Here is a 22,409-nt window from a genome sequence, read left to right on the forward strand (position 1 = left end):
AGGTACGCCGCGCCTTACCGACGCGGCCTGGAGCAGCATCAGGCTGCCTTGGCGGAATCCGCCTCGGGGGCAGACGTCCGCATTAGATGGTCGAACGCCGCGAGCGAGGCCTTGGCCCCCTCGCCGACCGCGATCACGATCTGCTTGTAGGGCACGGTCGTGCAGTCGCCGGCGGCGAACACACCGGGTGCCGAAGTCTGCCCGTGGTGGTCGACGACGATCTCGCCGCGCGAGGACAGCTCCACCGTGCCCTTCAGCCACTCCGTGTTCGGCAGCAGGCCGATCTGGACGAAGATGCCTTCGAGGGCGAGCGTATGGCGCTGGCCGGCGATGCGGTTCTCGTAGGTGAGACCCGTCACCTTCTGGCCGTCGCCCAGAACCTCGGTCGTCTTCGCCGAGAGCAGGATGTCGACGTTCGGCAGGCTGCGGAGCTTGCGTTGCAGCACGTCGTCGGCGCGCAGCTTGTTGTCGAACTCGATCAGCGTCACGTGGCTGACGATATTGGCGAGGTCGATCGCCGCCTCCACGCCGGAATTGCCGCCGCCGATGACGGCCACGCGCTTGCCCTTGAACAGCGGGCCGTCGCAATGCGGGCAATAGGCGACGCCCTTGTTGCGGTAGTGATCCTCGCCGGGCACGCCCATCTGCCGCCAGCGGGCGCCGGTGGAGAGGATGACGGTCTTCGAACGCAACGTCGCACCGTTGGCGAGCTCGACCGCGATCTCGCCGTCGCCGGGGATCAGCTTCTCGGCCCGCTGCAGGTTCATGATGTCGACGTCGTATTCCCGGACATGCTCTTCGAGCGAGGCGGCAAGCTGCGGGCCTTCCGTGTGGCGGACGGAGATGAAGTTCTCGATCGACATGGTATCGAGCACCTGGCCACCGAAGCGCTCGGCGGCGATGCCGGTGCGGATGCCCTTGCGCGCAGCATAGATCGCAGCCGCCGCCCCCGCGGGGCCGCCGCCGATCACGAGAACCTCGTAGGCGTCACGGGCGTTGAGCTTCTCGGCGGCACGGGCGGCCGAATTCGTGTCGAGCCGGGCGACGATTTCCTCGATCTCCATCCGGCCCTGCCCGAACAGCGCACCATTCAGATAGACGGTCGGGACCGACATGACCTGCCGGCTCTCGACCTCGGAGGGGAAAACGCCGCCGTCGATCGCCACATGCCTGATGCGGGGGTTCAGCACCGCCATCAGGTTCAACGCCTGCACCACGTCGGGGCAGTTCTGGCAAGAGAGCGAGAAATAGGTCTCGAAGGTCAGCTCGCCGTCGAGATCACGGATCTGGTCGATGATGGCCTGCTCGGTGCGCGGCGGATGGCCGCCGACCTGCAGCAACGCCAGCACCAGCGAGGTGAACTCGTGGCCCATCGGGATGCCGGCGAAACGTAGGCTGATGTCGTGCCCGGGGCTGTTCAGCGCGAACGACGGGGCCCGCTCGCCGTCGTCGCGGCGCTCGGTGACGGTGATCTTGTCGCAGAGGCCGATCAGGGCATTCAGGAGCTCCATCATCTCCTTCGACTTCGCCCCGTCATTGACGGAGGCGACGATCTCGATCGGGCGAACGACCTTTTCGAGATAGGCCTTGAGCTGGGATTTCAGGGTTTCGTCGAGCATCGGGCACTCCACTCTAAGCGTATAGACTGTAGCCACGGTCCCTTGGGGAATATGGCGGGATAAGACCGCCCCTCCGAACCGGCCGGAGGGGCGGTGGTCACTTGAGATCAGATCTTGCCGACGAGGTGCAGCGAGGGAGCGAGCGTCTTTTCGCCCTCTTCCCACTTGGCCGGGCAGACTTCGCCCGGATGCGCGCGCACGTACTGCGCCGCCTTGATCTTGCGCAGCAGGTCGGCGGCGTTGCGGCCGATGCCCTCGGCGGTGATCTCCATCGCCTGGATGATGCCGTCGGGATCGACGATGAAGGTGCCGCGGTCGGCAAGGCCTTCGCCTTCGCGCATGACGTCGAAGTTGCGGGTGATCGTGCCGGTCGGGTCACCGATCATCGCATACTGGATCTTGCCGATGGTCTCGGAGCTATCATGCCAGGCCTTGTGGGTGAAGTGCGTGTCGGTGGAAACCGAGAAGACCTCGACGCCGAGGCGCTGCAGTTCGGCATAGTGGTCGGCGACGTCACCGAGCTCGGTCGGGCAGACGAAGGTGAAATCGGCGGGGTAGAAGAAGAAGACGGCCCACTTGCCCTGGATGTCGGCTTCGGTCACTTCGATGAACTTGCCCTGCTTGAAGGCCTGTGCCTTGAACGGCTTGATGGGGGTGTTGATGAGGGCCATGGGAACTCCTGTCAGAAATTGCTGCAAAGCGAAACGTCGCCTTCGCGGCGCAACATAGACAGGTTGTCTCGATAAATGAAATAGATAAATCCTCGATTTTCGATAGGTGCGAACTATCGTCGCGACACTGCAGCAAAAGACGGGGACGAGCGGCGATTCACCGTCCACATCGCGTTGCGCGTTCAGAAAACAGTCAGGCGAACAGGACGCAGACGGGGCTGCCGGTCTCGAACGTCTCCCCGACCGGCGTCAGGGAACCGTCGTCCCGGTCGATCGAGAACACCGACAGGCAATGACCGTCCTGGTTGGCAGCGGCCAGATAGCGGCCGCCGGGATCGATCGCAAAGTCGCGCGGCACCGCGCCCCTGGTGGGATACCAGCCGATCCGCCTCAGCGAACCGTGCACGGGATCGACCTCGAAGGCGGCGATCGTGTCGTGGCCCCGGTTGGAGGCATAGACGAAGCGGCCACCGGGATGGACGCGGATCGCGGCGCATGCCGATTTGCCTTCGAAGCCGTCCGGCAGGGTGGAAACCTCGTCGAGCAGCCTGATCTCCGTCTGCGAATAGGCATAGCAGCCGACCGTGCAGCCGAGTTCGTGGACGACGAAGACCTTCGTCCCATCGGTCGAGAACGCCAGATGCCGCGGCATGTGGCCGCCCTTCGTCTTCACCACGAGGTCCGGTTGCGGATCGATCAGCGATCCCCCGATCGCATGCCGGGCGATCTCGTCGGTCCCCGCGTCGCAGACGAGAACCCTGCTGCCGTCCGGCGTAACCGTCGCCTGATGGACATGCGGCCCCTCCTGCCGGCTTTCGTTGGGCCCGGTGCCATGGCGTTGCAGGTTCGTCGCAACGCCGGTCGGCATGCCGGCCGCGTCGAGCGCAAAGGTGAACAGGTTGCCGCTCCCGTAGTTGGAGACGAAGAGCCGTCTGGCCTCCCGATCGAGCGAAACATGGCACGGGCAATCGCCCGCAATGCCCACGCGGGCAAGAAGCGTCATGTCCCCGGTGCGCGGATCGAGGCTCAGCGCCACGGCCGCCGCCCCGTCCCTCTCCGGCATCTCCTCCACCGCGTAAAGCATGCGGCGACCATCGGCCAGCGCCAGATAGGTCGGGTTGCGCAGGGCCGTGAAGCACGATACCGGCGTGATGCGACCCGTATCGGCCGACAGCCGCAGCACGCTGATCCCCTGTCCGCGTGCAGCCACATGCGGCAGGGAATGGGTGTAGCTGCCGACAACGAGCGTGAAATCGTCCGGCGGGCAGGCCTGTTCTGCGATCGTCAAGGCTTCCTCCACCAAGCGGGTCCGGCGCCCTCCCGCGATCGTCCGGCACCTTGTCGTCGTGGCCGAAAGGTCAAAGCGTCATGAAAACCGGGTTCCATGTTCAATTGTTGCCGGTCCCATGGCCTGAGCACGGCTCTCACATCGGCGGAGATTGCTGCCAGAGGGCACTCCCCTCGACGGTTTCGCCGAAGAAAAGCCGGGCCTGAGCCGTCCGGATGTGGAATTGCATCCGCTCGCGCGCCGCAACGGCGTCACCCCTCCGGATGGCTTCAAGCACCAGGCTGTGTTCGCGCTGCACCGCTTCGATGTTCTTTGCAGGACGCCCCTGGAGAAGCGTTCGGGCCAGTTGCACGATGAATTGCATGTCCGGCGCGATCCTGTCGAGCACCTCGACGAAAAAGGCGTTGCCGGTCGCGAGCGCCACGGCGCGGTGGAAGATGATGTCCTCGTTGGTGCCGTCAGAGGCGCTGTGCATCGTGGAGGCGAGATCCGCGGCCGCCTTGGCGATGGCCTCCAGTTGCTCGTCCGTCCGGTTCTGTGCAGCAAGGAACGCTGCCTCTCCTTCCAGCGAGACGCGGAACTGATAGAGCTTCTGAACGTCGGAAATGCTGGAGACCGTACGCGCGGCGGCGCCGCCGTTTACGCCGTCCCGCCTCTCGGCGGCGGCGACATAGCTGCCCGAGCCCTTCTTCGAGCGGATGATCCCCTCCTCCCGGAGGCGGCCGAGCGCTTCGCGAACGATCGGACGGGAAACGCCGAACTGGGCACTGAAATCAGCCTCGGAAGGAAGGCGCGTTCCCGCGCCATACTTTCCGGAATGGATTTCCTGCAGCAGATCCGCATAGAGGACATCGCTCAACCTAGGACGCTGGCCCGCTTTCGACACTCCGGATCGTCTCCCCTAACCTTTGCAATCAACCTAACCTGTTAGGACAACTTCAGCAATCTGACAACTCAGCGTGGTCCACCACCCGACCGGGGATCGGCCCGCTGCAGGAGTTCGACAAGAAGGCCGTTCGGATCGCGAAGATAGACGCCCGTCAATCCCGTCGCGGCACCCTCCGTGATGGTGGTGACTTTCCCGGCCGATTTCGCCCCGGCGGCCACGCAGCGCCGAAGCGCTTCGGCCGGATCATCGACCCTGAGGCAGACATGGCCGACACAGCTGGCATTGGCCGGCGCGGGCTGCTCCGGCGTGGCGCCGCCGCGGATGAACTCCAGGAACTCCAGATGCACGCCCTCGCCGAAGAGATGGACGATCCGGAGCGCTGCGTTCGGAACGCCCGTGAAGGCGCTGATCCACGCACCGGTGCGCTCGACGATGGGACTTGCCGTCAGGCCGACAACCCGGGTCCAGAACTCCACCGTGCCCTCGATATCGCGCGTGACGAAGCCGGTATGGTCGAATGTATTGTCGATTGCAGTCGCCATCAGTCCATCAACCCCATGAGACGCGGCAGGAAGAGCACGAAGCCGGGCGCGAAGGTGATGACCATCAGCACGACCGCGTTGATTGCCAGGAACGGAAGGACCGCCCGCGTGACCGCTTCGAAACGAACCTTGGCGATTTGGGCGGTGATGAACAACAGCAGCCCGACAGGCGGTGTCAGCATGCCCTGGATGATGTTGAAGCAGACGACGACGCCGAAATGGACCGGATCGACGCCCAGTTGCTGGGAGACCGGGAAGAGGACGGGCACGCAGATGATGAGCGCCGGCAGCGTATCCATGAAGGTGCCGAGCACCAGAAGCAGGATGTTGACGAGCAACAGGAAGATCAGCGGATTCTCGCTGATGGCGAGGATCAGTTGCGCCGCCTTCGCCGGCATCTGCTCGGCGGCCAGAACCCAGCCGAAGAGGAAGCCCGTCGCGGCGATGAGAAGCAGGCCGCCGGTGCTGACTGCCGTCTTGATCAGCACCTCGCGCAGCTTGCCGAGCGTCAGCGTGCGATAGAAGAAGGCGCCGACGACGATCGCATAGAGGACGGCCGCACCCGCGGCCTCCGTCGTCGTGAAGATGCCGCCGAAAATGCCACCGAGAATGATGACCGGCATCATGAAGGCCAGCGTCGCGTCCTTGAAGCCGGCATGGATGTCCTTGAAGCTCGAGCGCGCTTTCGGCGCCGGGAGCTGCCCGGTGCGGGCGTAGTAGTAGACGAGCCCCATCTGGGCGAGACCGAGCAGGATGCCCGGAAGGATGCCGGCCGCAAAGATCGCGGCGACCGACACGTTGGCGAAGACCGCATAGAGGATCATCACCATGCTCGGCGGGATGATCGGCGCAATCGTCGCGGAGGCGGCCTGAAGGGCTGCCGCGAATTCCGGCTTGTAGCCTTCCCTCTTCATGGCCGGAATCATGACGCCGCCGACGGCGGCCGCATCCGAGGTCGCAGTGCCGGAAATGGCGGAGAAGAACATGCCCGCAATGACGTTGACCTGCGCGAGCGCCCCGCGGACGTGCCCCATCAAAATGACGAAAAAGCCGATCATGCGCTGCGTGATGCCGGTCGTGTTCATCAGTTCGCCGGCGAGCAGGTAGAAGGGAATGGCGAGCAGGATGAAGTCGTCCGTTCCCTGATAAAGCTTCTGCGGCATGACCATCAGCGTGTTCAGGTTGCCGGTCGAGAGGATGTAGACAAGGGAGCTTGCGCCGAGCACGAAGGCGATCGGCATGCCCATGAGCATGAAAATGGTGAAGCTAGCGGCAAGCGCAATCATGGATCGGGTACCTGTCTGAAGCCGGGGTGATCGCTCAGGCGATCTCGTCGACGTGGAATTCCTGACGAAGCGGCACGCGGCCGGCAATGAGGCCGCGGATCCTGACGACGAGGTGCAGGATCATGAGGACGCAGGAGATGGGAATCGCGGAATAGGCAATCCAGAGCGGATAGCCCGTGACCGGATAGGTCTGGCGGGAGGTGAGCGAGATCAGCCGCCAGCTGGCATAGATCACAAAGGCGAGGAAGATCATGACAAGGATGTCGGTCGCGACCCGGGTCGCGAGCACCTTCCTGTCCGACCAGCCGTCGCGCACCGATTCCATGGCGACCAGTTCGTTTGCCCTCAGAGCACTCGACGCGCCGAGAAAGACCATCCATGTCAGGATCGCGCGCGCGAGTTCCTCCGACCAGGGGAAGGAGCTGTTGAACACGTAGCGTGCGACGACGGCCGTGATGATGATCACCGTCTCGATGGCCGCGAACAGGAACAGGAGGTTGCGGACCACCTGGTCGATGCCGGAACTGATCTTCTCCATGCCTTGCCCCGATCAGTTCTGCGCAGCCGTCTTCATGGCGTTGACCTGCTCGACGAATGTGCGGGTCACCTCGGATTTCTCCTGGAATTGTGTATAGACCGGCAAGGTCTCCATGCGCAGCGCCTCGATGTCCACCGTGTGGAAGATGACGCCCGCATCCTTCAGCTTCTGGGTATATTCCTCGACCTGCGCGACACTCTGCTCGTAGCTGCGCGTGCCCGCATCGTCAGCCGCCTTCTGCACGACTGCCTGCAGTTCGGGCTCCAGCCCGTCCCAGGCCGCCTGATTCATCGAGATCAGCGGCACGTTGTTGAAGTGGCCCGACGTGGTGACGTGTTTGGCGACTTCGTGGAACTTGCCGGAATACATGCCCACCACATCCGTCTCGAAGCCGTCGACGACACCCGTCTGGAGCGCGCCATAGACTTCCGGGAACGGGATCGGCGTGGGATTGGTGCCGATCGCCGCGAAGGTCGCGACATTGAGCGCGCTCTGCATCGTCCGCAGCTTCAGCCCGCGCAACACGTCATTGCCGGTAATCGGCCTGGTCGTGACGAAATCCCGGAAGGGCGAATAGATGAAGGAGAGCGTCTTGGTGCCCGTGTCCTCGTCGACGGCCTTACGGATCGTTTCGCCCGGTGCCGCCTGAAGCGCCTCGTGCATGAGCTTGAGGTCGCCATCGAAGAGCCAGGGCAACGAGAGACCGTCCAGCGAATCGGTGAAGGCGGACATCGGCGCCGGCGAGATGAAACCGATATCCTGCGTGCCGATCACAATCGCCTCGAACATTTCCCGATCGCCGCCAAGCTGGCCGCCGGGGAAAAGATCGATCTGGATGGCGCATTTCGAATTAGTCTCGACCTGCTCCTTGAAATGGACGGCGGCGGCGTAGGACGGATGGCCGGGATCCGGCGCCTGGACGAGACCGAGCGAGAAGGTATGGGTCGGCGCTTCGCAGGCGGATACGACCTGATGGGACGCCGCCATGAAAAAGGCGGCGAGCGCTGTCGTTGCAGCAAATTTGCCGAGAACGCGTTGCGGCTTGGACATGGTGATCTCCTCCAAAGACAGACTGGCTGCGCTGACCCTCCCGCAACCTTTGTCCGGACCATGCGGATTTATGACATATCTGTCAATATGTAAATTAAGACTTTTGGGACGGATATTGGCCGTTGGCCCGCACGGTCGATCAAAGGCCCCGCAAGCACAGGGACGGAGGAAGCCTGAGAAACAAGGATATTTCAGACGTAGGCGCACTTTCAATTTCGCAATCCCCGTCACTCGGCAACACGACCGCCATATCCGCAGAGAAACGGCAAGAAAAAATTACATCTTGACCTATCCTGTAAAGAAACCTAGGGATGACGCCATTCCGAAGGATGAGGAGACAAGCGGGATATGCGGCTTGGAGGCGTGGCGGTCGGACCGCAAACGATAGCGGACATCGGCGAATTCTGCGAGAAGGCCGACCGGTACGGCATTTCCGCCATCGTCGCCCCGAAAGCGATCGCCACCATGACCACCGAGGAAGCCCGTGCTTTCGGTGAAGCCGCGACGGCGGCCGGCCTCGTCATCGGCGAAACGGGCTTCTGGGAAAATCTCATCACCGAAGACCGCGACCTCCGGCAGGACCGGCTGGCGCGCCTCAGGATCGTGCTGGCAAATGCCGAGGCCATGGGCTGTCGTTCCGTGGCGATCCTTTCGGGCACGCGGCATCCCTCCGACAAGGCCTTTGCCGCCCACCCCTACATGTTCACCGACGCCTGCCGCAACGAGGTGCGCGAGGTGGTGCTCGCCGCGCTCGACGGGCTCGACCTTGGCAGGACCCGGCTCGGCCTCGAGCCCTATGCCCACAGTTTCTTCTACGGACCGGAGGCGGTCCGCGACTTCATCGATTGCGTCGATCATCCCCGCTTCGGCGTCCATCTCGACCAGGCGAACATGATCGCCCCCGGTGATTTCTTCGCGACCGGTCCGCTGATCGAAAAGACCTTCGCACTCCTCAAGCCCTACATCGTCAGTGTTCATCTGAAGGATCTCGCCTGGCCCGTCTCACCGCTCGGGCTGAGATGGGAAGAGGTCGATCTTGGTGAGGGCGTCATGGATTTCGACGCCTATTTTCGCCATGCCGCGACGCTCGATCCGGATATGACCTGCTTCTGCGAGCATTTTGCAAGCGAAGGGGACTACGCCCGCAATTTCGCCCACGCGCACAGGCTTGCCGGCCGTTCCGGACACACGTTCAGGCCGCGGCGCGAAACCACGACCGCCTGACCGCAGGCTGCCGCGACACAATCTCATCGGAGGAAATCATGACTGTTCGACTGGGTCTCATCGGCTGCGGCCGCATCTCGCATGCCCATGGCATAGCCGTCGGCCGTATCGGGGCGGACAAGGTCCGTTTCGTCGCCTGCAGCGACGTGCGCCGGGAGGCGGCCGACGCCTTCGCCGGGGCCTATGGCTGCGACAAGGCCTATGACGATGCCGCGCAGATGCTGGCTGAGGAAAAGCTCGACGCCGTCGTGCTCGCGACCTGGCCGGCGCAGCATCTCGAACAGGTCAAGATGTGCCTCGAGGCCGGCCACAAATTCATCCTGTGCGAAAAGGCGCTCGCTACGAGCGGCGAGGATGCCGTCAGGATCTGGGATCTGGCAAAGGCGCACGGCGCGACGATCGTCGAAGGCTTCATGTACCTGCATCACCCGATGATCGCGAAGCTGAACGACCTCGTCGAGAACGGCGAGATCGGCGAGATCGACTGGATCCGCAGTTGCTCGTCCTATTATTTCCCGGAGGTGGCGGCCGGCGATGATGCCACACGCAGCTGGCGCTTCAAGAAGGAGACGGGCGGCGGCGTTCCATGGGATCTCGCCTGCTATACGGTCAATGCCGTCTCGACCTATGCCGGCCGGCTTCCGGAAAAGGTCTCCGCCATGGGCACGTTCAGCCCGAACTACGGCACCGTCAACCGCATCTTCGGCTCGATTGCCTATGAGGGAGGGCGGACGGGCGTCATCGAAAGCAGCGCAGGCGCCACCTTCAACCAGGCACTCGAAATCCACGCCACCAAGCGCACGCTTCATCTCGAAACCGTTTTCACGCCGCCCGGCGACACGATCGTGCGGGAACTGACGACGCTGAAGCCGTCCCATATCCATGTGAAGGAACATGAAGTCGCAAGCCCGCTGCCGCTTCAGGACGATCTCCCCGCCTTCTATTGCTACCAGGCGCAGATGGAGAGCTTCCTCAAGGTGATTGCGGGTGCCGCAAAGCCGCTCCCCGCGCTCTCCCATTCGGTTGTGAACGTCATCACGATCGAGACGATGATCCGTAGCATGATCGAAGAGAAGACGCTTGCCGTCGAGATCCCGGATCGCATCCGCGCCGCCTGGACGACCGAGCTGGCCTGACTGTGACGACGATCATCGTCGCCGTCACGGCCCTGCCTGCGAATGGCGACGATGAAGACGCCCCACGGGATCGTCATCACCGGGTGAATCAGCGCCAAGGAGGCGATCCGTTTCGCCGGCATCGTCACGCAAGCCGGGTGTCAGTGGCAGGCGTGTAGAGCACACGGGATGACAGCCCCCGTGTCAGCGATAAGCGTCGTCGTGCCCCGCATGACCACCCATGCTGTATCGCCGTTCAGACCGACAAGCCCCTGCCTTCGGGATGTCGTCCCGGTTTGGAATGCATGCCCGTGGGTCTCGCATCAACAGACCGAGGCAGGCCACCGCCCGCGAAATAGATGTGGTGAACGGCGTCGGCGCGGCCGCTGATCAGGCTGACGTCGTCGCGACGCCATCGCCAGGGCAGGGCGTCCAGCCGGTCCTCGAAATCGGCAGACACCGTTGCGGACCAGAAGGCGGCGATGCCGTCCGGCGCAAGGCGGCGATGGACGGCCTCAAGTCCGCTCTCGCCGTAGATCGCGTCATTGGTCTCCCGCACGGTGAAATCGGGACCGTTGTCGGTATCCATGAGGATTACGTCATAGTCGCTGCCGTTCCACTCCAGAAGGCGCTGCACGTCGACGATGCGAAGATCGACCCGACGGTCCCGCAACGGATGGCCAGCCAGATGGCCGATATGTTGCCGGTTCCAGTCGACGATCTCCGGCACGAGCTCGCAAACGGTCACTTCGGTATTTTCGCCGATCCAGTCGAGCGTCGCGCGCAGCGTGAAGCCCATGCCGAGGCCTCCGATCAGGACGCGGCGCACCGGACGTCCATGAAGCCGAAGGCTTCGCTCCGCCAGCATGGTTTCCGATCGGAAATTGATGTTGGACATCAGTTCCAGTCCGTTGAAACGGATTTCGTAGAGATCGCCCTTTCTGCGCAGGTTGATCTCGTCGCCGGCGGTGGTCGAGGCTCGGGCGAGTTCCGTCCATAAAGTCATGTCATTTCCTTGCATTCTTGCTTGCCGGCGCTCGCATTCGCGCGACGGCCGGCGGTCCACAGTCGGCTGGTCTTCCGGGCTGCCGCTGCTTTACGGGCGCGGCAACCCATAGACATGGCCAGCGGTACGAACGAGAAGGGGCTCAGAGGACCGAAGAACGCAGTTGCGGGCATGGAAAAGGCTACGAATGCGGCCGGGCGCGCCTGTGCCCCGCACCGCCTCTAGGACAGTGGGGTCGGAGAGAATCCGATTGGCCAGCAGGGAGAACCGGACGAAATCGCCGACCCTGTTCTGAGGCCATATCAGAGCCAGAACCACATCGACGCTGCGATGATCCGGGGCATCGAAGTCGACGGGGGATGCCAGGCTGACGAGCGAGAGGGCCGGGCGAGGGCAGGTCCGCGATACGGCATGCGGCATGGCGATCCCCTTGCCGAGGGCGGTGGAGCCCAGGGCTTCTCTATGGGCGAGCGCGTCCTTGACGTCCCCATAAGCCATGCCGGTCGTCTCCGCGAGCCTGTCGGCGGCAAGGGCGATTGCTGCCTCCTTGTGCGGCACGATGGCGGCCAGGGATATATCCATGGCGAGAAACAGGCCGTGATTGTCCAAAATGCTCTCCAGCGGGCGTCGGGTACGCGCCGGTCTGGTCCTGCAAACGAGATACGGCACGCCGTCGAAGGCGTGGCCGACTTGCATGGGTGCAGGAGGACAGGCGCATGAATCTTTTCCCTGGACGACCTCCCGCAAGGGAGGCGTCCAGGGTCAGAGGCCCGTGAGCAGACGAAGCTTGGGCTCGTGGTGGGTGCGCAGCATGTCCATACGCTGGTTATCGGCCAATTGGACGGGGAAGTCAAATATTTGAAAAAAAAGAAAAATCACAGCTTTCCGATTTTGCAAGCCAGTGATCTCACATTTCCATCGGCTCCGCGCCGAAGTCGGTCACGACCCGTCGGGCCGGACGAAGCCGATCGCCTTCAGGAGGATGAAGTCGGCAACGCGCATGTCGCCCTTCCCGGCCCCTATCGACCGGACGCCTGCCGGGCCATCGCGATCAGTGCCATCGGATGGCGCCCCCGCTTTCCTGCAAGCCGCTTGACCTGGCAGCGGCAGGAGAAGCCCGTCGCATAGACCGCGTCTTCGGCCTCGACGGGCTTGCGCCAGGACATGTCGAACAGTCGCCGCGACCAGTCCTGATGGCGCGCCTCATGGCCGAACAGGCCCGACATGCCGCAACAGCCGGTATCGGGCACATTTGCCGCAATGCCGAACCGGGCAAGCGCCTCGATCCAGTCACGGCCAGAGCGCGGCCGCATCGACTTTTCCGTGCAGTGCAGGAAGACCGTCGCTTGTGTGACGGGTTGCGCAGATGCAGCAGGCGGGGCGTGCCGGAGAAGGAATTCCTCGAGCGCAAGCACCTCCGGCAACGCGCCGAGACCGAGCTTCGCAATCTCGCTTCGAAACATGTAGACGAGGGCCGGGTCGGTCCCGACCACCGGCAGCCCCCGCGCCGCCGCGCGTCCTGCGACGTCCACGACGGCCCTCGCCTGTCGCGCGAAACGGCGCCGATCGCCTTTCACATGCGCCGCTTTGCCCGATGGCGTCAGCGGCAAGGCGACCGGTCGAAAGCCGAGCGCGCGGAGGCCATCGGCGATGTCCTTGATGGCCGCCATGTCGAAGAGTGTCGAAAAGGGATCGAGGAGAAGAAAGACATCCCCCTCCCTCGCATGCTCGGGCGGAAGGAGAGCGAGCCCGGCAGATTGAAGGCGCTGGCCACTCAGCTCCGGCGCATCGACAATGCCGAGGCGGCGCGTCACCGGGCCATAGAGCGGCAGCCGCGCCATCAGGCCCAGCAGGGGGGCGAGCCGCAGCATGTGCGGCGAGAGCGCTTCCAGCCAGATGGCGGCATGGTCGGCAAGTCGACGCGGCACGCGCTTGTGGTAGTCCTCGAGAAAACGCGACTTCATCTCCGGAATATCGACATGCGTCGGGCAGGCGCCGGCGCAGGACTTGCAGCCGAGGCACCCGTCGAGCGCGGCGTGGAGATCCGCTTCCAGCCCATGATCTTCACGGCCACCGGCTTTCAGTTCCCGCCAGGCCCGCAGCGCTTCGGCCCGCCCCTTCGGCGAATGGCGAAGCTCCGCGCTCACCTTGAAGGAAGGACACATCGGCGTCCTGGCCGCATAATTCAGGCAGAGCGCATTGCCGTTGCAGGCATAGGCATCGCGAAAGCCGTCTTCCGCCATTGTTCTCGTCGTGCGAAAGGGCGTCGTCTCGATGCCATAGAGTGGCACGTCCAGTGAAACCAGCTTGCCGGGATTGAAGCGGCCCGCCGGATCGAAGGCGCGCTTGACGCGCTGGAACGCCTTGAACGCCTCCTCCCCGACAAAATCCCTCAGATAGGCACCGCGAATGCCTTTGCCGTGCTCGCCCCAAAAGATCCCTCCGTGGCGCGTGGCCGCCCGATACACCGCGTCGGAGACCTGCTTGTAGAGGCTGCGATCCCCTGGCTCGGCGACATCCAGCGCCGGGCGTGTATGGAGGCACCCGACATCGGCATGGCCATATATGCCGTAGCGCAAGCCGTGGCCTTCGAGGATTGCGGTAAAATCCGCAACGAAGGCCGAGAGGTTCTCCGGCGGCACCACGCAATCCTCGACGAAGGAGATGGGCTTCCGGTCCCCGGCAATCGCGCCGAGCAGCCCGACGCTTGCCGCACGCACCGACCAGAGTTCAACCATCTCCGCCGCGTCGGCTGCGCGATGCGCACCCCGATAGCCCGGAATGCCCTGTGCGATGGCGAGGCATGAATCAGCTTTCGCCTCGATCCCGGCCAGATCGTCGCCGGCAAATTCCACGAAGGCATAGACAGGGCGGCTGCCGCCGTCCCCTCTCAGCGCCGACGGTAGCTTGTCGAGCAGACCGGCCGCGTCGGCGAGCCCCTGCACCCACTCATCCATGACCTCGATCGCGATAGGATCGGTGACGAGAAGTGCATTGGTGGCATCCAGCATCCGGGCGAAGCTGTCGAAACCCACGACGAGCAGAACGCTCTGCTTGGCCCGTGGCACGAGCCGGAGCCGGACGCGGGTGACAAGTCCCAGAATACCCTCGGCGCCTATCGGCAGCCGCCACCATTCGAGCGTCTGGGGCGTCGGGCGCGCCCGCTCGAGATCAAGCCCGGAAAAGCGGCGGGAGAGCCTCGGCACATGGTCGAGGAGCGGTTGCCGCCCGCTGTCGCAGGCCGAGGCGACCTCGGCCAGCATTGCGGCGGCCCAGGCAGGCGGCGGGTCCGCGCTTGCAAGCAGCTGGCCTCCCGCGAGGGCGAGATCGAGGCCGAGCACATTGTCGCCGGTCTTGCCATGGATCCGCGAGCCCTTGCCGGACGCGTCCGTCGCCACCATGCCGCCGATCGTGCAGCGGTTCGCAGTCGATGTGGTGGGTGCGAAGAACAGGCCGTTCGCAGCGATCTGTTCGTTGAGATCGTCGAGCACGATACCCGGCTCCACCTCGACCCACCCCTCCTCGACATTGAGGTCGAGCACGCGATGCATATGCCGGCGGAAATCGACGATGATGCCGTGGTTGAGCGATTGGCCGTTCGTACCCGTCCCGCCACCGCGCGCAGTGATGGCCAGGTGTCCGAACGGCGTTTCGTCGAGCACCTTCAGGAGCAGGCAGACATCTGCCGCATCGCGCGGCGCGACGATTGCACCAGGCATGATCTGATAGACGCTGTTGTCCGTGGAGGCCGCCGCGCGCGAGGCCGCATCGATCGCGATGTCACCGCGAAATCCTGCTGCGAGCAGCCGGCGCCTGAGCGATTCCAGCAACAGGCGAGGCGCGTCGGTCGGTGTGGGAATCGGACGCGATCCGCCGATTTCAGGGCGCATGGCAAGCCTCGAACGGTTGGAAAGCCGCGCCCCTTCCTTTGAGGGGCGCGGCCGAAGGGCCTTGGGAGACGGGTTGCTTTCGATGCCGCCGGATCGTTTACGGCAGCACGATCTCCTTGAACCGCGTCGTCACATCCCTGACGGCGGGTTCGACGGGAATGCGCTCGATACTGGAGGCTCCGACGAAGCCGACGGCACCGGTCTTCGCCGCGATCTGCGCCGCATCGTCCGGCGTGATGATCGGCCCGCCATGGGAGAGCAGCACGGTCTTGTCGTTGACCGTGCGGATCGCCTCGAACATCGCCTGCAGGTCCGCAGCCGCCGCATCAATGCCGATCGCCTGCGTCGCGCCAACATCGCCGCCCGCCGTCAGTCCGACATGGCCTGCGATCATGTCGACGCCCGCCTTCGCCATCATCGCCGCCTCGTGCGGGGTATAGACATAGGCGACGGTATACATGTCGTTGTCGATTGCGCGGGACATCAGATCCACTTCGCGCTGGAACGAGATGCCGACGGATTCGAGGTCCCGGCGATAGGTCCCGTCGATACGGCCGATCGTCGGCACGTTGATGATGCCGGAGCAGCCGGCGGCCTTGACCTGGTTGATCGAGGTCTGGTGGTCGCGCGTCGGATCATGCGCATAGATGCCGCCGATGAGCGGCACCTTCTTCACGACGGGAACGATCTGCCGAGCGAGGTCGAGGACGGTGTCGTTGGCATTGCCGACGGGAAGCGTGCCATAGATGCTCGCCCAGCCATTCATGCGGTAGAAGCCGGTATTGTAGACGGCGATCAGGTCGACGCCCGCCTTTTCGACGAGACGCGCGATGAGCCCGATGCCTGCTCCCTGCATCAGCACGAAACGCTTCGCGTCGATCTCGGCCTGGATGCGGGCGATAACCTCGCCCCGCGTATACTGCACTGCCATGTCTGGTCCTCGTTATTCGGCATCCGCGAGATAGGCCAGCATGCGGTCTGCCGCCTGCCTCACGAAGCGTGGATCGTTGATGTGAAGGTCGAGTTCGACGACGTCGATCTCCGGCCGCGACGCGACGACCTTTTTCAGGCCGCTCGCGAAGGCATCGCTCGCCTTCGGGTCGTGGAAGGCAGAGCCGGGCCGGTCGTAGGAGGAGAAGCCGCCCATCGGCAGGAAGACCGAAATGGGGCCGCGTGCATGGACGAGCTTGCCGCCGATCCAGTCGCCGACGCGCCGTGCCTCGTCCGCATTGACCCTCAGCAGCGTGCTCGCCGGCGTATGGGTGATGAGCTGGCGGTGACGATAGCGTTCCGGCACGGTTTCGAGCCCGCCGAAATTGACGAGATCGACCGCACCGGGCACGACGACCTGCGGGATGCCCGCCTTGCCCGCCGCGTCGAGACGTCCGGGACCGGCGCTGCGCAGGCCGCCCAGCACCTCGTCGGACACCTCGGTGGTTGCGAGGTCGAAGGAGGCGGCAATGCGCCCCTGCGCGATCAGGTCCTCGAGCGCTATGCCGCCGGGTCCGCGCGCATGGAACACGTAGGTGCCGAAGCCTTGGGACTTGAAATGGTCGTCGGCCGCTTCCGCCGCCTCGGTCGTGGCGCCCACGGCCGTCATGCCGATGATGCGCCGCCCGTCATCCGCCCGCCAGAAGACGATGGGCAGCATCGCGGCCATGGCCGCCGCCGCCCTCTCCAGGCTGGCCTCAAGCGGCGCATTGAGGCCGATGAAGTCGACGACCGTATGGACGAGGACGACGTCGCTGCCCTCGACGAAGGGCTTGGTGTCGCCGGAGGCGGCCGTCGAGACGAGGATCTTCGGCACCCCGTAACGCAGAGCCCGGAAAGCCCGACCGGCAAGGGCCGCGTTGGTGCCACCGCCGAGCCCGATGAAGCCCCGAAGCAGGCCCCTCGATTGAAGCTCGCCAACGCAGCGCTCCAGTCCGTTCAGCATCTGCACGAGGGCCGGCGCCCGTTCCGGCCAGCTGCGCACCGTCGCCATGTCGGTTCCCGCGAATTCCGCAATGGTCTCCGCCGCTATATCGATGCGGTGGATGCCGGCCGGGCGTATGCCGCAATCGACAACGATGACGGCAGTGTCGCGCGCCTCCAGCTGGGCTCTCAGGAAATCGACCTGCTCACCCTTGGTGTCCATCGTCGCCGCGATGACGACCCCGGGCTTCAGGCCGGCAAACGGCGAGCGGCCGGTCGAGGCGACATTCCCTGCCCCCGCCTTTCCGGATACGGCGTCCGTCTTGGATGCAAATGTCTGGTCGCCGTAACTCAATGGAAACTCCTGCTGTCGCTGTCGGCATGCACGTGTCTGCACGGTAGCATGATTTGCAGATCTGTAAATTTAAAATTACAGGATTTGCAAACTTGGTAATTTCTTTCAGGCCGCCCGGCCGAGCGTCGTCACCTCCAGGCACCGTCCGCTCGTCGCGTCGAAAAGATGGATGCGGTCCAGCCTGGGGGTCAGCGAAAGCGTCTCCCCCGGCACGACTGCAGGCCCTTCCCGCAGGGCAACGACGATCGGCTGGCCGCCGAGCTTGCCGAAGATTTGCGTTTCCGGCCCTGTCGGCTCGACGACGTGGACATCGATCGCAACGCCCACGTCATCGACGATCAGATGCTCCGGCCGGATGCCGTAGACGATCTTGCCCGAAAGCGTCTGGTGCCCCTCCGGTAGCGGCAGCACGGTCCCGTCCGTTGTTACAAACTGCCCGCCTTTCGCCTCGCCCTCGAAGAAGTTCATACCCGGCGAACCGATGAAGCCGGCGACGAAGAGATTGGCCGGCCGGTCGTAGAGATCGAGCGGCGTGCCGATCTGCTCGATCCCGCCCTCCTTCATCACGACGATGCGGTCGGCCATGGTCATGGCCTCGATCTGGTCATGCGTGACGTAGATCGTCGTGGTCTTCAGCCGCTGGTGCAGTTCCTTGATCTCGGTGCGCATCTGGACGCGGAGCTTGGCATCAAGGTTGGAGAGCGGCTCGTCGAAGAGAAAGACCTGCGGATCGCGCACGATGGCGCGGCCCATGGCGACGCGCTGGCGCTGGCCGCCCGAGAGCTGCTTCGGGTAGCGGTCGAGCAGCGCGCCGAGGCTCAGGATCTCCGCCGCGCGATCGACCCGGCGCGCGATCTCGGCCTTGTCGGTCCGGTTCAGCGTCAGGGCGAAGGCCATGTTTTCGCGCACGGTCATGTGCGGGTAGAGCGCGTAGTTCTGGAAGACCATCGCGATGTTGCGCGCCTTGGGCTCGATGTCGTTGACGACCGTAGCGCCGATCAGCACATCGCCATCGGTAATGTCCTCAAGGCCGGCGATCATGCGCAGCAGCGTCGACTTCCCGCAGCCCGAGGGGCCCACGAGGATGACGAATTCGCCATCGGCGATCTCGATGTCGACGCCCTTCATGACGGAGAGCGCGCCGTAGGATTTCTGTACGTTGCGGATGGTAACGGAAGCCATGGGGAAAGTCCTTCTGACGACAGGTCGGGCTCAGCCCTTGACGGCGCCGGCGGCCATGCCGCGAACGAGGTGGCGCTGCATGAACAGCATGAAGATGAGGATCGGCAGCATGATGCCGATGGCGGCGGCGGCCGAGAGCGACCAGTAGGTGATGTCTTCCGCGCCATATTCGGCGATCGCGACGGGCATGGTCTTGGTGCCCTGCCGTGTGAGCACGAGCGCCAGCAGGAACTCGTTATAGGCGAGCAGCAGCGAGAAGAGCACGGTGACCCAGAGGCCCGGCTTGACGATCGGCAGCGCTACACGACGGAAAGTCTGCCATGGCGTGCAACCGTCCATGACGGCGGAATCGTAGAGTTCGCTTGGCACTTCCGCGAAGAAGCTGCGCATCAGCCAGATCGTGAAGGGCTGGTTCAGCGCCACGATCGCCATGATCATTGCGGGATAGGTGTCGATCATATCGAGCGCCTGGGCGATGACGAAGAAGGGGATGGCGAGCAGGATATGCGGAAACATGCGCATGGCGAGCAGGCTGAAAAGCAGCCCGTTCGCCGCCTTCGACTGGAGGCGCGAGAGGGCATAGGCCGCCATCGAACCGATCGACACCGAGATTGTGACGGCGAAGACCGAGACGATCGCCGTGTTGATCAGGAAGCGCCAGAACCCCTTGTCGACCCAGATTTCCCAGTGGAACTGAAAGGTCGGCTCAAAGATCAGCTTGGGCGGCACCGCGAAGGCATCGACGGGCTGGCGGATCGAGGTGAGAAAACCCCAGGCGACCGGCGTCAGGTTTACGATGCAGAAGAGCAGGAGCACGATGAAGAGCGGCACCTGCTTCATGAGCGACGGTCTCATTGCAGATCTCCCTTGCGGCGGAACACGGCCCAGAGCATGCCGGCGGTGATGCAGGCGACGAAAAGAAGCGTGATGACGCCGAGTGCCGAGGCCTTACCCACATCGAAGAAGCGGAAGGCGAGCGCATAGGTGTACATGGTCAGCGTCTCGGTCGCCGTTCCCGGACCGCCCGCCGTCAAAACGTAGATCGTGTCGAAGAACCGGAACGCATCCATGAAGCGGATCGCCAGCACGAAGACGATGAGGAATTTCAGCGCGGGCAGCATGATCCGGAAGAGGATCGTCAGCGGGCCGGCCCCGTCCATTTTCGCCGCCTCGATCGTGCTGGTATCGACCGTGTTGAGGCCGGCATAGAGCGTCAGCACCATGAACGGTGTGAACTGCCAGGCATCCGCGAGAACGACCGTGAACTGCGCCCAGCCGGCGCTGCCAAGGAAATCCGGCGGATAGAAGCCGAGGCCCATGATCGTGCCGCTGATCAGCCCGAACCGGCCCATCAACATCCAGCGCAGGAAGAGCGCGGCCACAGTCGGCGTGATGACATAGGGTATGAAGACGAGCATCAGCAGCGATTTCGCGCCGAAGGTGAGCTTGTAAAGGCCATAGGCGATCGCCAGCCCGAGACAGAATTCGAGCCCGACGGCGGATGTCACGATGAAGACCGTGCGGATGAGCGAGGACCAGAACCGCTCCTCGCCGAACAGCGCCTGATAGTTGGCGAGGCCGACGAATTCCGTCGTCGGCGCCGTCAGGTTGAAATTGGTGAAGCTCAGATAGACGGCATAGCCGAGTGGCACGAGCAGCACGCAGGATATGACGAGAAGGCTCGGCACGAGAAAGACCCAGAGCGCCCCCTCCTGGGTCCGGCGGCTTCGCCGGCGCGGAGCAGGGCTGGCCGCGCCGCCGCCCTTGCCTTCGATTTTCTGCATCATGTTCATGACCTGCCGACCCTGATCCGTGGCATCCGCCGACCGGGGACGGCGAGCCGAAGCCCGCCTCCCCGACCGCCGGGCGTTACTTGTAGTAGCCCGCCTGGGCGAGGTGGTTGCGCGTCTCTTCGGCAGCCGTGTTCAGAGCCGCCGCGACCTCCATCTCGCCGGCGACCGCCTGCAGGATGCGGCGACGGATGAACTCGCCTACGGCGAAGAATTCCGGGATCTTCGGGAAGGGAACTGCGGTGCTGATCGCCTCCATGCCGGCCGGGTAGTGGCGGTACTTCTTCTGCACCTCCGGGTCGGCGAGGATCGAGACGCGCGGCACCATGGTGAAGCCGGTGGCGCCCCGCATGCTCTGGTCGCTCGCGGCTTGGCAGACCATGCGGAAGAGCGTGTCGGGATCCTGCGTGGAGAAGGCAGAGATCGCATAGCCGTCGAGCGCGAGGCGGCCGTGGCCCTGCGGCGGGGCGACGAAATCGACCTTGCCGACGACGGCCGACTTTTCCGGATCGTCCATGGCGGTGGCGCGCGTCGTCCAGGAGAGGCCCATCGTGGCGATGTCCTGCTGCATGGCGATCGTGCACTCGTCGTTGTGAGCGTTCATGAAGCCTTGCTGGGCATATTGCGTGGCCTCCTTGAGACGCGTGATCGCGTGGATGCCCTTCTCGTTGTTGAAGACAGGCTTCCACTTGTCGTCGAACCAGCCGTCGCCCAAAGCATTGATGTACCAGTGCGATTCCCCGAGCGCGCTGTCCCCGCGCAGGCAGCTGATCGTGCCCGAGCGCATCGGCGAGTTCAGTTCGGAGGCGAGCCCGATATAGTCGTCGATCGTCTTCGGCGGCTGCTTGCCCGCCTCGTCCAGCACATCCTTGCGGTAGAAGAACAGATGCGAGATCGAGGTCAGCGGCATGCCGTAGATCTTGCCCTCGTAGGTGAAGTGCTTGAGGACGTCCGGATTGATGTCCTTGAGATTGAACTCGTCGGAGTATTTTTCCCAGAGATCGTTCAGCGGGCGCAGCCAGCCGCTCCGCATGAAGCCGGTCATGCTCTCGTTCACGTACATGACGTCGATGCTGTTCGACTTCGACGACAGCGCAATGTTCATCAGCTCGAAGGCCTTGTCGAAAGGCATGAGCTGCTGGTTGACATTGCCCTCCGGTGCGGCGGCCGAGAACTGCTGCGCATAATATTCGAGCGCCGGATAGCGGTGGCTGACCAACTGAATCGGTGCGGCAGCCTGCGCCGTGCGCCAGAGCGCCGGTGTCGCCAGCGATGCGACGGCGGCACCCGTGCCGGCCGCCACGAAAGAACGTCTTGTGAGTTTCATGCCCTGCTCCTCCCGTTGGACAAAGACTGTCCGTTCGCATCCCCGACCGTCGGCGATGCGCTCATGAATGCCGATGCTGTCTTCTTTTTCAGACCCGCGCCGGATCCGGCACGGCCTTGCCGTGCTTGTGGTTCCAGAGATGGCCGATGCGCTTTTCGCCCGTCACCGTGGTCTCGAGATAGACCGCCTTGAAGGGCGCATGGACGATCGGAATATCGTGGTGGTGCCCCTTGCCGGTCGCGACGCAATCGCCCCGGCGGACCACGAATTCCTTGTCGCCAATCCGGACCACGCCGGAGCCCTCCAGCACGATCCAGTATTCGTCATAGTCGTGGTAGTGGCTGTCGATCCCCGTCAGCTTCGGATAGCTGACGGGATCGCCGACATTCTTCGGCCCGTCGCCGGGATTGACCCGGAAAACGCCGCAGCCGCCGATGTCCTTGCCCCAGGTGCCGGAAAGCCGCATGAAGCTCGCCGGCCGGCCATGAGCCCGCAATGTATAGGTTTCCGCATCCGCCGGAATGGCGAGGAACTGCCCCTCGGCAAGCGCCATGGAGCCGGCGCTGCTTTCGACCTGCCCGGTACCATAGACGGCGACCACGATTTCCCGGCACGTCCCGCGCGTGACCGAGACCGTGTCGCCCGCACCGAGCTCGGTGAGATCGAACTCCCGAAGTTCGCACCAGGCGGGGACCGCATCTTCCCTGCGATAGACTGGCATCG

General features: G+C 64.0%; 20 protein-coding genes. 2 read left to right on the forward strand and 18 right to left on the reverse strand.

Annotated features, from left to right (window positions below):
* Nucleotides 1-38: 38 nt before the first annotated feature.
* From ahpF to OCK02_RS14025, 8 genes are all read right to left on the reverse strand, one after another.
* Complete coding sequence (gene ahpF, locus OCK02_RS13990) at nucleotides 39-1,619, reverse strand: alkyl hydroperoxide reductase subunit F (protein WP_263813580.1); 1,581 nt, start codon at nucleotides 1,617-1,619, stop codon at nucleotides 39-41.
* A gap of 107 nt (nucleotides 1,620-1,726) precedes the next feature.
* Nucleotides 1,727-2,290 carry an alkyl hydroperoxide reductase subunit C gene (gene ahpC / locus OCK02_RS13995; RefSeq protein ID WP_112597245.1) on the reverse strand — a complete coding sequence of 188 codons (564 nt, stop codon included), beginning with the start codon at nucleotides 2,288-2,290 and terminating at the stop codon, nucleotides 1,727-1,729.
* Nucleotides 2,291-2,483: 193 nt separating this feature from the next.
* Nucleotides 2,484-3,578, reverse strand: a complete 1,095-nt coding sequence (locus tag OCK02_RS14000) for a lactonase family protein (RefSeq protein WP_263813582.1) — start codon at nucleotides 3,576-3,578, stop codon at nucleotides 2,484-2,486.
* A gap of 136 nt (nucleotides 3,579-3,714) precedes the next feature.
* Complete coding sequence (locus OCK02_RS14005) at nucleotides 3,715-4,464, reverse strand: FadR/GntR family transcriptional regulator (RefSeq protein ID WP_263813583.1); 750 nt, start codon at nucleotides 4,462-4,464, stop codon at nucleotides 3,715-3,717.
* 68 nt (nucleotides 4,465-4,532) lie between these two features.
* Nucleotides 4,533-5,009: a VOC family protein gene (locus OCK02_RS14010; RefSeq protein ID WP_263813584.1), complete on the reverse strand. Its 477-nt coding sequence runs from the start codon at nucleotides 5,007-5,009 to the stop codon at nucleotides 4,533-4,535.
* The gene (locus OCK02_RS14015; RefSeq protein WP_263813585.1) at nucleotides 5,009-6,295 is read right to left on the reverse strand and encodes a TRAP transporter large permease; all 1,287 of its coding nucleotides are present in this window, start codon (nucleotides 6,293-6,295) and stop codon (nucleotides 5,009-5,011) included. The genes OCK02_RS14010 and OCK02_RS14015 overlap by 1 nt, the downstream gene beginning before the upstream one ends.
* 34 nt (nucleotides 6,296-6,329) lie before the next feature.
* Nucleotides 6,330-6,833 (reverse strand): TRAP transporter small permease, encoded by a 504-nt coding sequence (locus OCK02_RS14020; RefSeq protein ID WP_263813586.1) that lies wholly within the window; start codon nucleotides 6,831-6,833, stop codon nucleotides 6,330-6,332.
* Nucleotides 6,834-6,845: 12 nt separating this feature from the next.
* Nucleotides 6,846-7,883, reverse strand: coding sequence for a TRAP transporter substrate-binding protein (locus OCK02_RS14025; protein WP_263813587.1), 1,038 nt, complete (start codon nucleotides 7,881-7,883; stop codon nucleotides 6,846-6,848).
* Nucleotides 7,884-8,231: 348 nt separating this feature from the next.
* Here OCK02_RS14025 and OCK02_RS14030 point away from each other — a divergent pair, with 348 nt between their 5' ends.
* The gene (locus OCK02_RS14030) at nucleotides 8,232-9,107 is read left to right on the forward strand and encodes a sugar phosphate isomerase/epimerase family protein (protein ID WP_263813588.1); all 876 of its coding nucleotides are present in this window, start codon (nucleotides 8,232-8,234) and stop codon (nucleotides 9,105-9,107) included.
* Nucleotides 9,108-9,145: 38 nt separating this feature from the next.
* Entirely contained in the window at nucleotides 9,146-10,243 is a 1,098-nt protein-coding gene (locus OCK02_RS14035; protein WP_263813589.1) for a Gfo/Idh/MocA family protein, read from the forward strand.
* Nucleotides 10,244-10,478: 235 nt separating this feature from the next.
* Here the strand turns inward: OCK02_RS14035 and OCK02_RS14040 are convergent, their stop codons facing one another.
* The 10 genes from OCK02_RS14040 to OCK02_RS14085 form a co-directional block, all read right to left on the reverse strand.
* Nucleotides 10,479-11,228, reverse strand: a complete 750-nt coding sequence (locus tag OCK02_RS14040; protein WP_263813590.1) for a hypothetical protein — start codon at nucleotides 11,226-11,228, stop codon at nucleotides 10,479-10,481.
* A gap of 90 nt (nucleotides 11,229-11,318) precedes the next feature.
* A complete protein-coding gene (locus OCK02_RS14045; RefSeq protein WP_263813591.1) occupies nucleotides 11,319-11,837 on the reverse strand; it encodes a PTS sugar transporter subunit IIA in 519 nt (172 codons plus the stop codon).
* A gap of 410 nt (nucleotides 11,838-12,247) precedes the next feature.
* Entirely contained in the window at nucleotides 12,248-15,118 is a 2,871-nt protein-coding gene (locus OCK02_RS14050) for an FAD-binding and (Fe-S)-binding domain-containing protein (RefSeq protein WP_263813592.1), read from the reverse strand.
* Nucleotides 15,119-15,215: 97 nt separating this feature from the next.
* Nucleotides 15,216-16,049: a phosphoenolpyruvate hydrolase family protein gene (locus OCK02_RS14055; protein WP_263813593.1), complete on the reverse strand. Its 834-nt coding sequence runs from the start codon at nucleotides 16,047-16,049 to the stop codon at nucleotides 15,216-15,218.
* A gap of 12 nt (nucleotides 16,050-16,061) precedes the next feature.
* Complete coding sequence (locus OCK02_RS14060) at nucleotides 16,062-17,387, reverse strand: Tm-1-like ATP-binding domain-containing protein (RefSeq protein ID WP_263813594.1); 1,326 nt, start codon at nucleotides 17,385-17,387, stop codon at nucleotides 16,062-16,064.
* Between the two features lie 105 nt (nucleotides 17,388-17,492).
* Nucleotides 17,493-18,569 carry an ABC transporter ATP-binding protein gene (locus tag OCK02_RS14065; protein WP_263813595.1) on the reverse strand — a complete coding sequence of 359 codons (1,077 nt, stop codon included), beginning with the start codon at nucleotides 18,567-18,569 and terminating at the stop codon, nucleotides 17,493-17,495.
* Between the two features lie 30 nt (nucleotides 18,570-18,599).
* The gene (locus OCK02_RS14070; protein ID WP_263813596.1) at nucleotides 18,600-19,424 is read right to left on the reverse strand and encodes a carbohydrate ABC transporter permease; all 825 of its coding nucleotides are present in this window, start codon (nucleotides 19,422-19,424) and stop codon (nucleotides 18,600-18,602) included.
* Entirely contained in the window at nucleotides 19,421-20,356 is a 936-nt protein-coding gene (locus tag OCK02_RS14075; RefSeq protein WP_263813597.1) for a carbohydrate ABC transporter permease, read from the reverse strand. The genes OCK02_RS14070 and OCK02_RS14075 overlap by 4 nt, the downstream gene beginning before the upstream one ends.
* Nucleotides 20,357-20,438: 82 nt before the next feature.
* Nucleotides 20,439-21,686, reverse strand: coding sequence for an extracellular solute-binding protein (locus tag OCK02_RS14080; protein WP_263813598.1), 1,248 nt, complete (start codon nucleotides 21,684-21,686; stop codon nucleotides 20,439-20,441).
* Nucleotides 21,687-21,774: 88 nt separating this feature from the next.
* A complete protein-coding gene (locus OCK02_RS14085; protein ID WP_263813599.1) occupies nucleotides 21,775-22,407 on the reverse strand; it encodes a cupin domain-containing protein in 633 nt (210 codons plus the stop codon).
* Nucleotides 22,408-22,409: the final 2 nt, after the last annotated feature.

It is taken from the genome of Rhizobium sp. TRM96647 (assembly GCF_025780115.1).
In the GTDB taxonomy this organism is placed as follows: Bacteria; Pseudomonadota; Alphaproteobacteria; order Rhizobiales; family Rhizobiaceae; genus Mycoplana.

What these genes read in the sequence shown, in the direction of transcription:
- OCK02_RS14080 (WP_263813598.1), bottom strand. Translation starts at nt 21,686, where the DNA reads ATGAAACTCACAAGACGTTCTTTCGTGGCGGCCGGCACGGGTGCCGCC.
- OCK02_RS14010 (WP_263813584.1), bottom strand. Translation starts at nt 5,009, where the DNA reads ATGGCGACTGCAATCGACAATACATTCGACCATACCGGCTTCGTCACG.
- OCK02_RS14020 (WP_263813586.1), bottom strand. Translation starts at nt 6,833, where the DNA reads ATGGAGAAGATCAGTTCCGGCATCGACCAGGTGGTCCGCAACCTCCTG.
- OCK02_RS14050 (WP_263813592.1), bottom strand. Translation starts at nt 15,118, where the DNA reads ATGCGCCCTGAAATCGGCGGATCGCGTCCGATTCCCACACCGACCGAC.
- OCK02_RS14015 (WP_263813585.1), bottom strand. Translation starts at nt 6,295, where the DNA reads ATGATTGCGCTTGCCGCTAGCTTCACCATTTTCATGCTCATGGGCATG.
- OCK02_RS14025 (WP_263813587.1), bottom strand. Translation starts at nt 7,883, where the DNA reads ATGTCCAAGCCGCAACGCGTTCTCGGCAAATTTGCTGCAACGACAGCG.
- OCK02_RS14085 (WP_263813599.1), bottom strand. Translation starts at nt 22,407, where the DNA reads ATGCCAGTCTATCGCAGGGAAGATGCGGTCCCCGCCTGGTGCGAACTT.
- OCK02_RS14035 (WP_263813589.1), top strand. Translation starts at nt 9,146, where the DNA reads ATGACTGTTCGACTGGGTCTCATCGGCTGCGGCCGCATCTCGCATGCC.
- ahpF (WP_263813580.1), bottom strand. Translation starts at nt 1,619, where the DNA reads ATGCTCGACGAAACCCTGAAATCCCAGCTCAAGGCCTATCTCGAAAAG.
- OCK02_RS14075 (WP_263813597.1), bottom strand. Translation starts at nt 20,356, where the DNA reads ATGATGCAGAAAATCGAAGGCAAGGGCGGCGGCGCGGCCAGCCCTGCT.
- OCK02_RS14030 (WP_263813588.1), top strand. Translation starts at nt 8,232, where the DNA reads ATGCGGCTTGGAGGCGTGGCGGTCGGACCGCAAACGATAGCGGACATC.
- OCK02_RS14040 (WP_263813590.1), bottom strand. Translation starts at nt 11,228, where the DNA reads ATGACTTTATGGACGGAACTCGCCCGAGCCTCGACCACCGCCGGCGAC.
- OCK02_RS14065 (WP_263813595.1), bottom strand. Translation starts at nt 18,569, where the DNA reads ATGGCTTCCGTTACCATCCGCAACGTACAGAAATCCTACGGCGCGCTC.
- OCK02_RS14070 (WP_263813596.1), bottom strand. Translation starts at nt 19,424, where the DNA reads ATGAGACCGTCGCTCATGAAGCAGGTGCCGCTCTTCATCGTGCTCCTG.
- OCK02_RS14055 (WP_263813593.1), bottom strand. Translation starts at nt 16,049, where the DNA reads ATGGCAGTGCAGTATACGCGGGGCGAGGTTATCGCCCGCATCCAGGCC.
- ahpC (WP_112597245.1), bottom strand. Translation starts at nt 2,290, where the DNA reads ATGGCCCTCATCAACACCCCCATCAAGCCGTTCAAGGCACAGGCCTTC.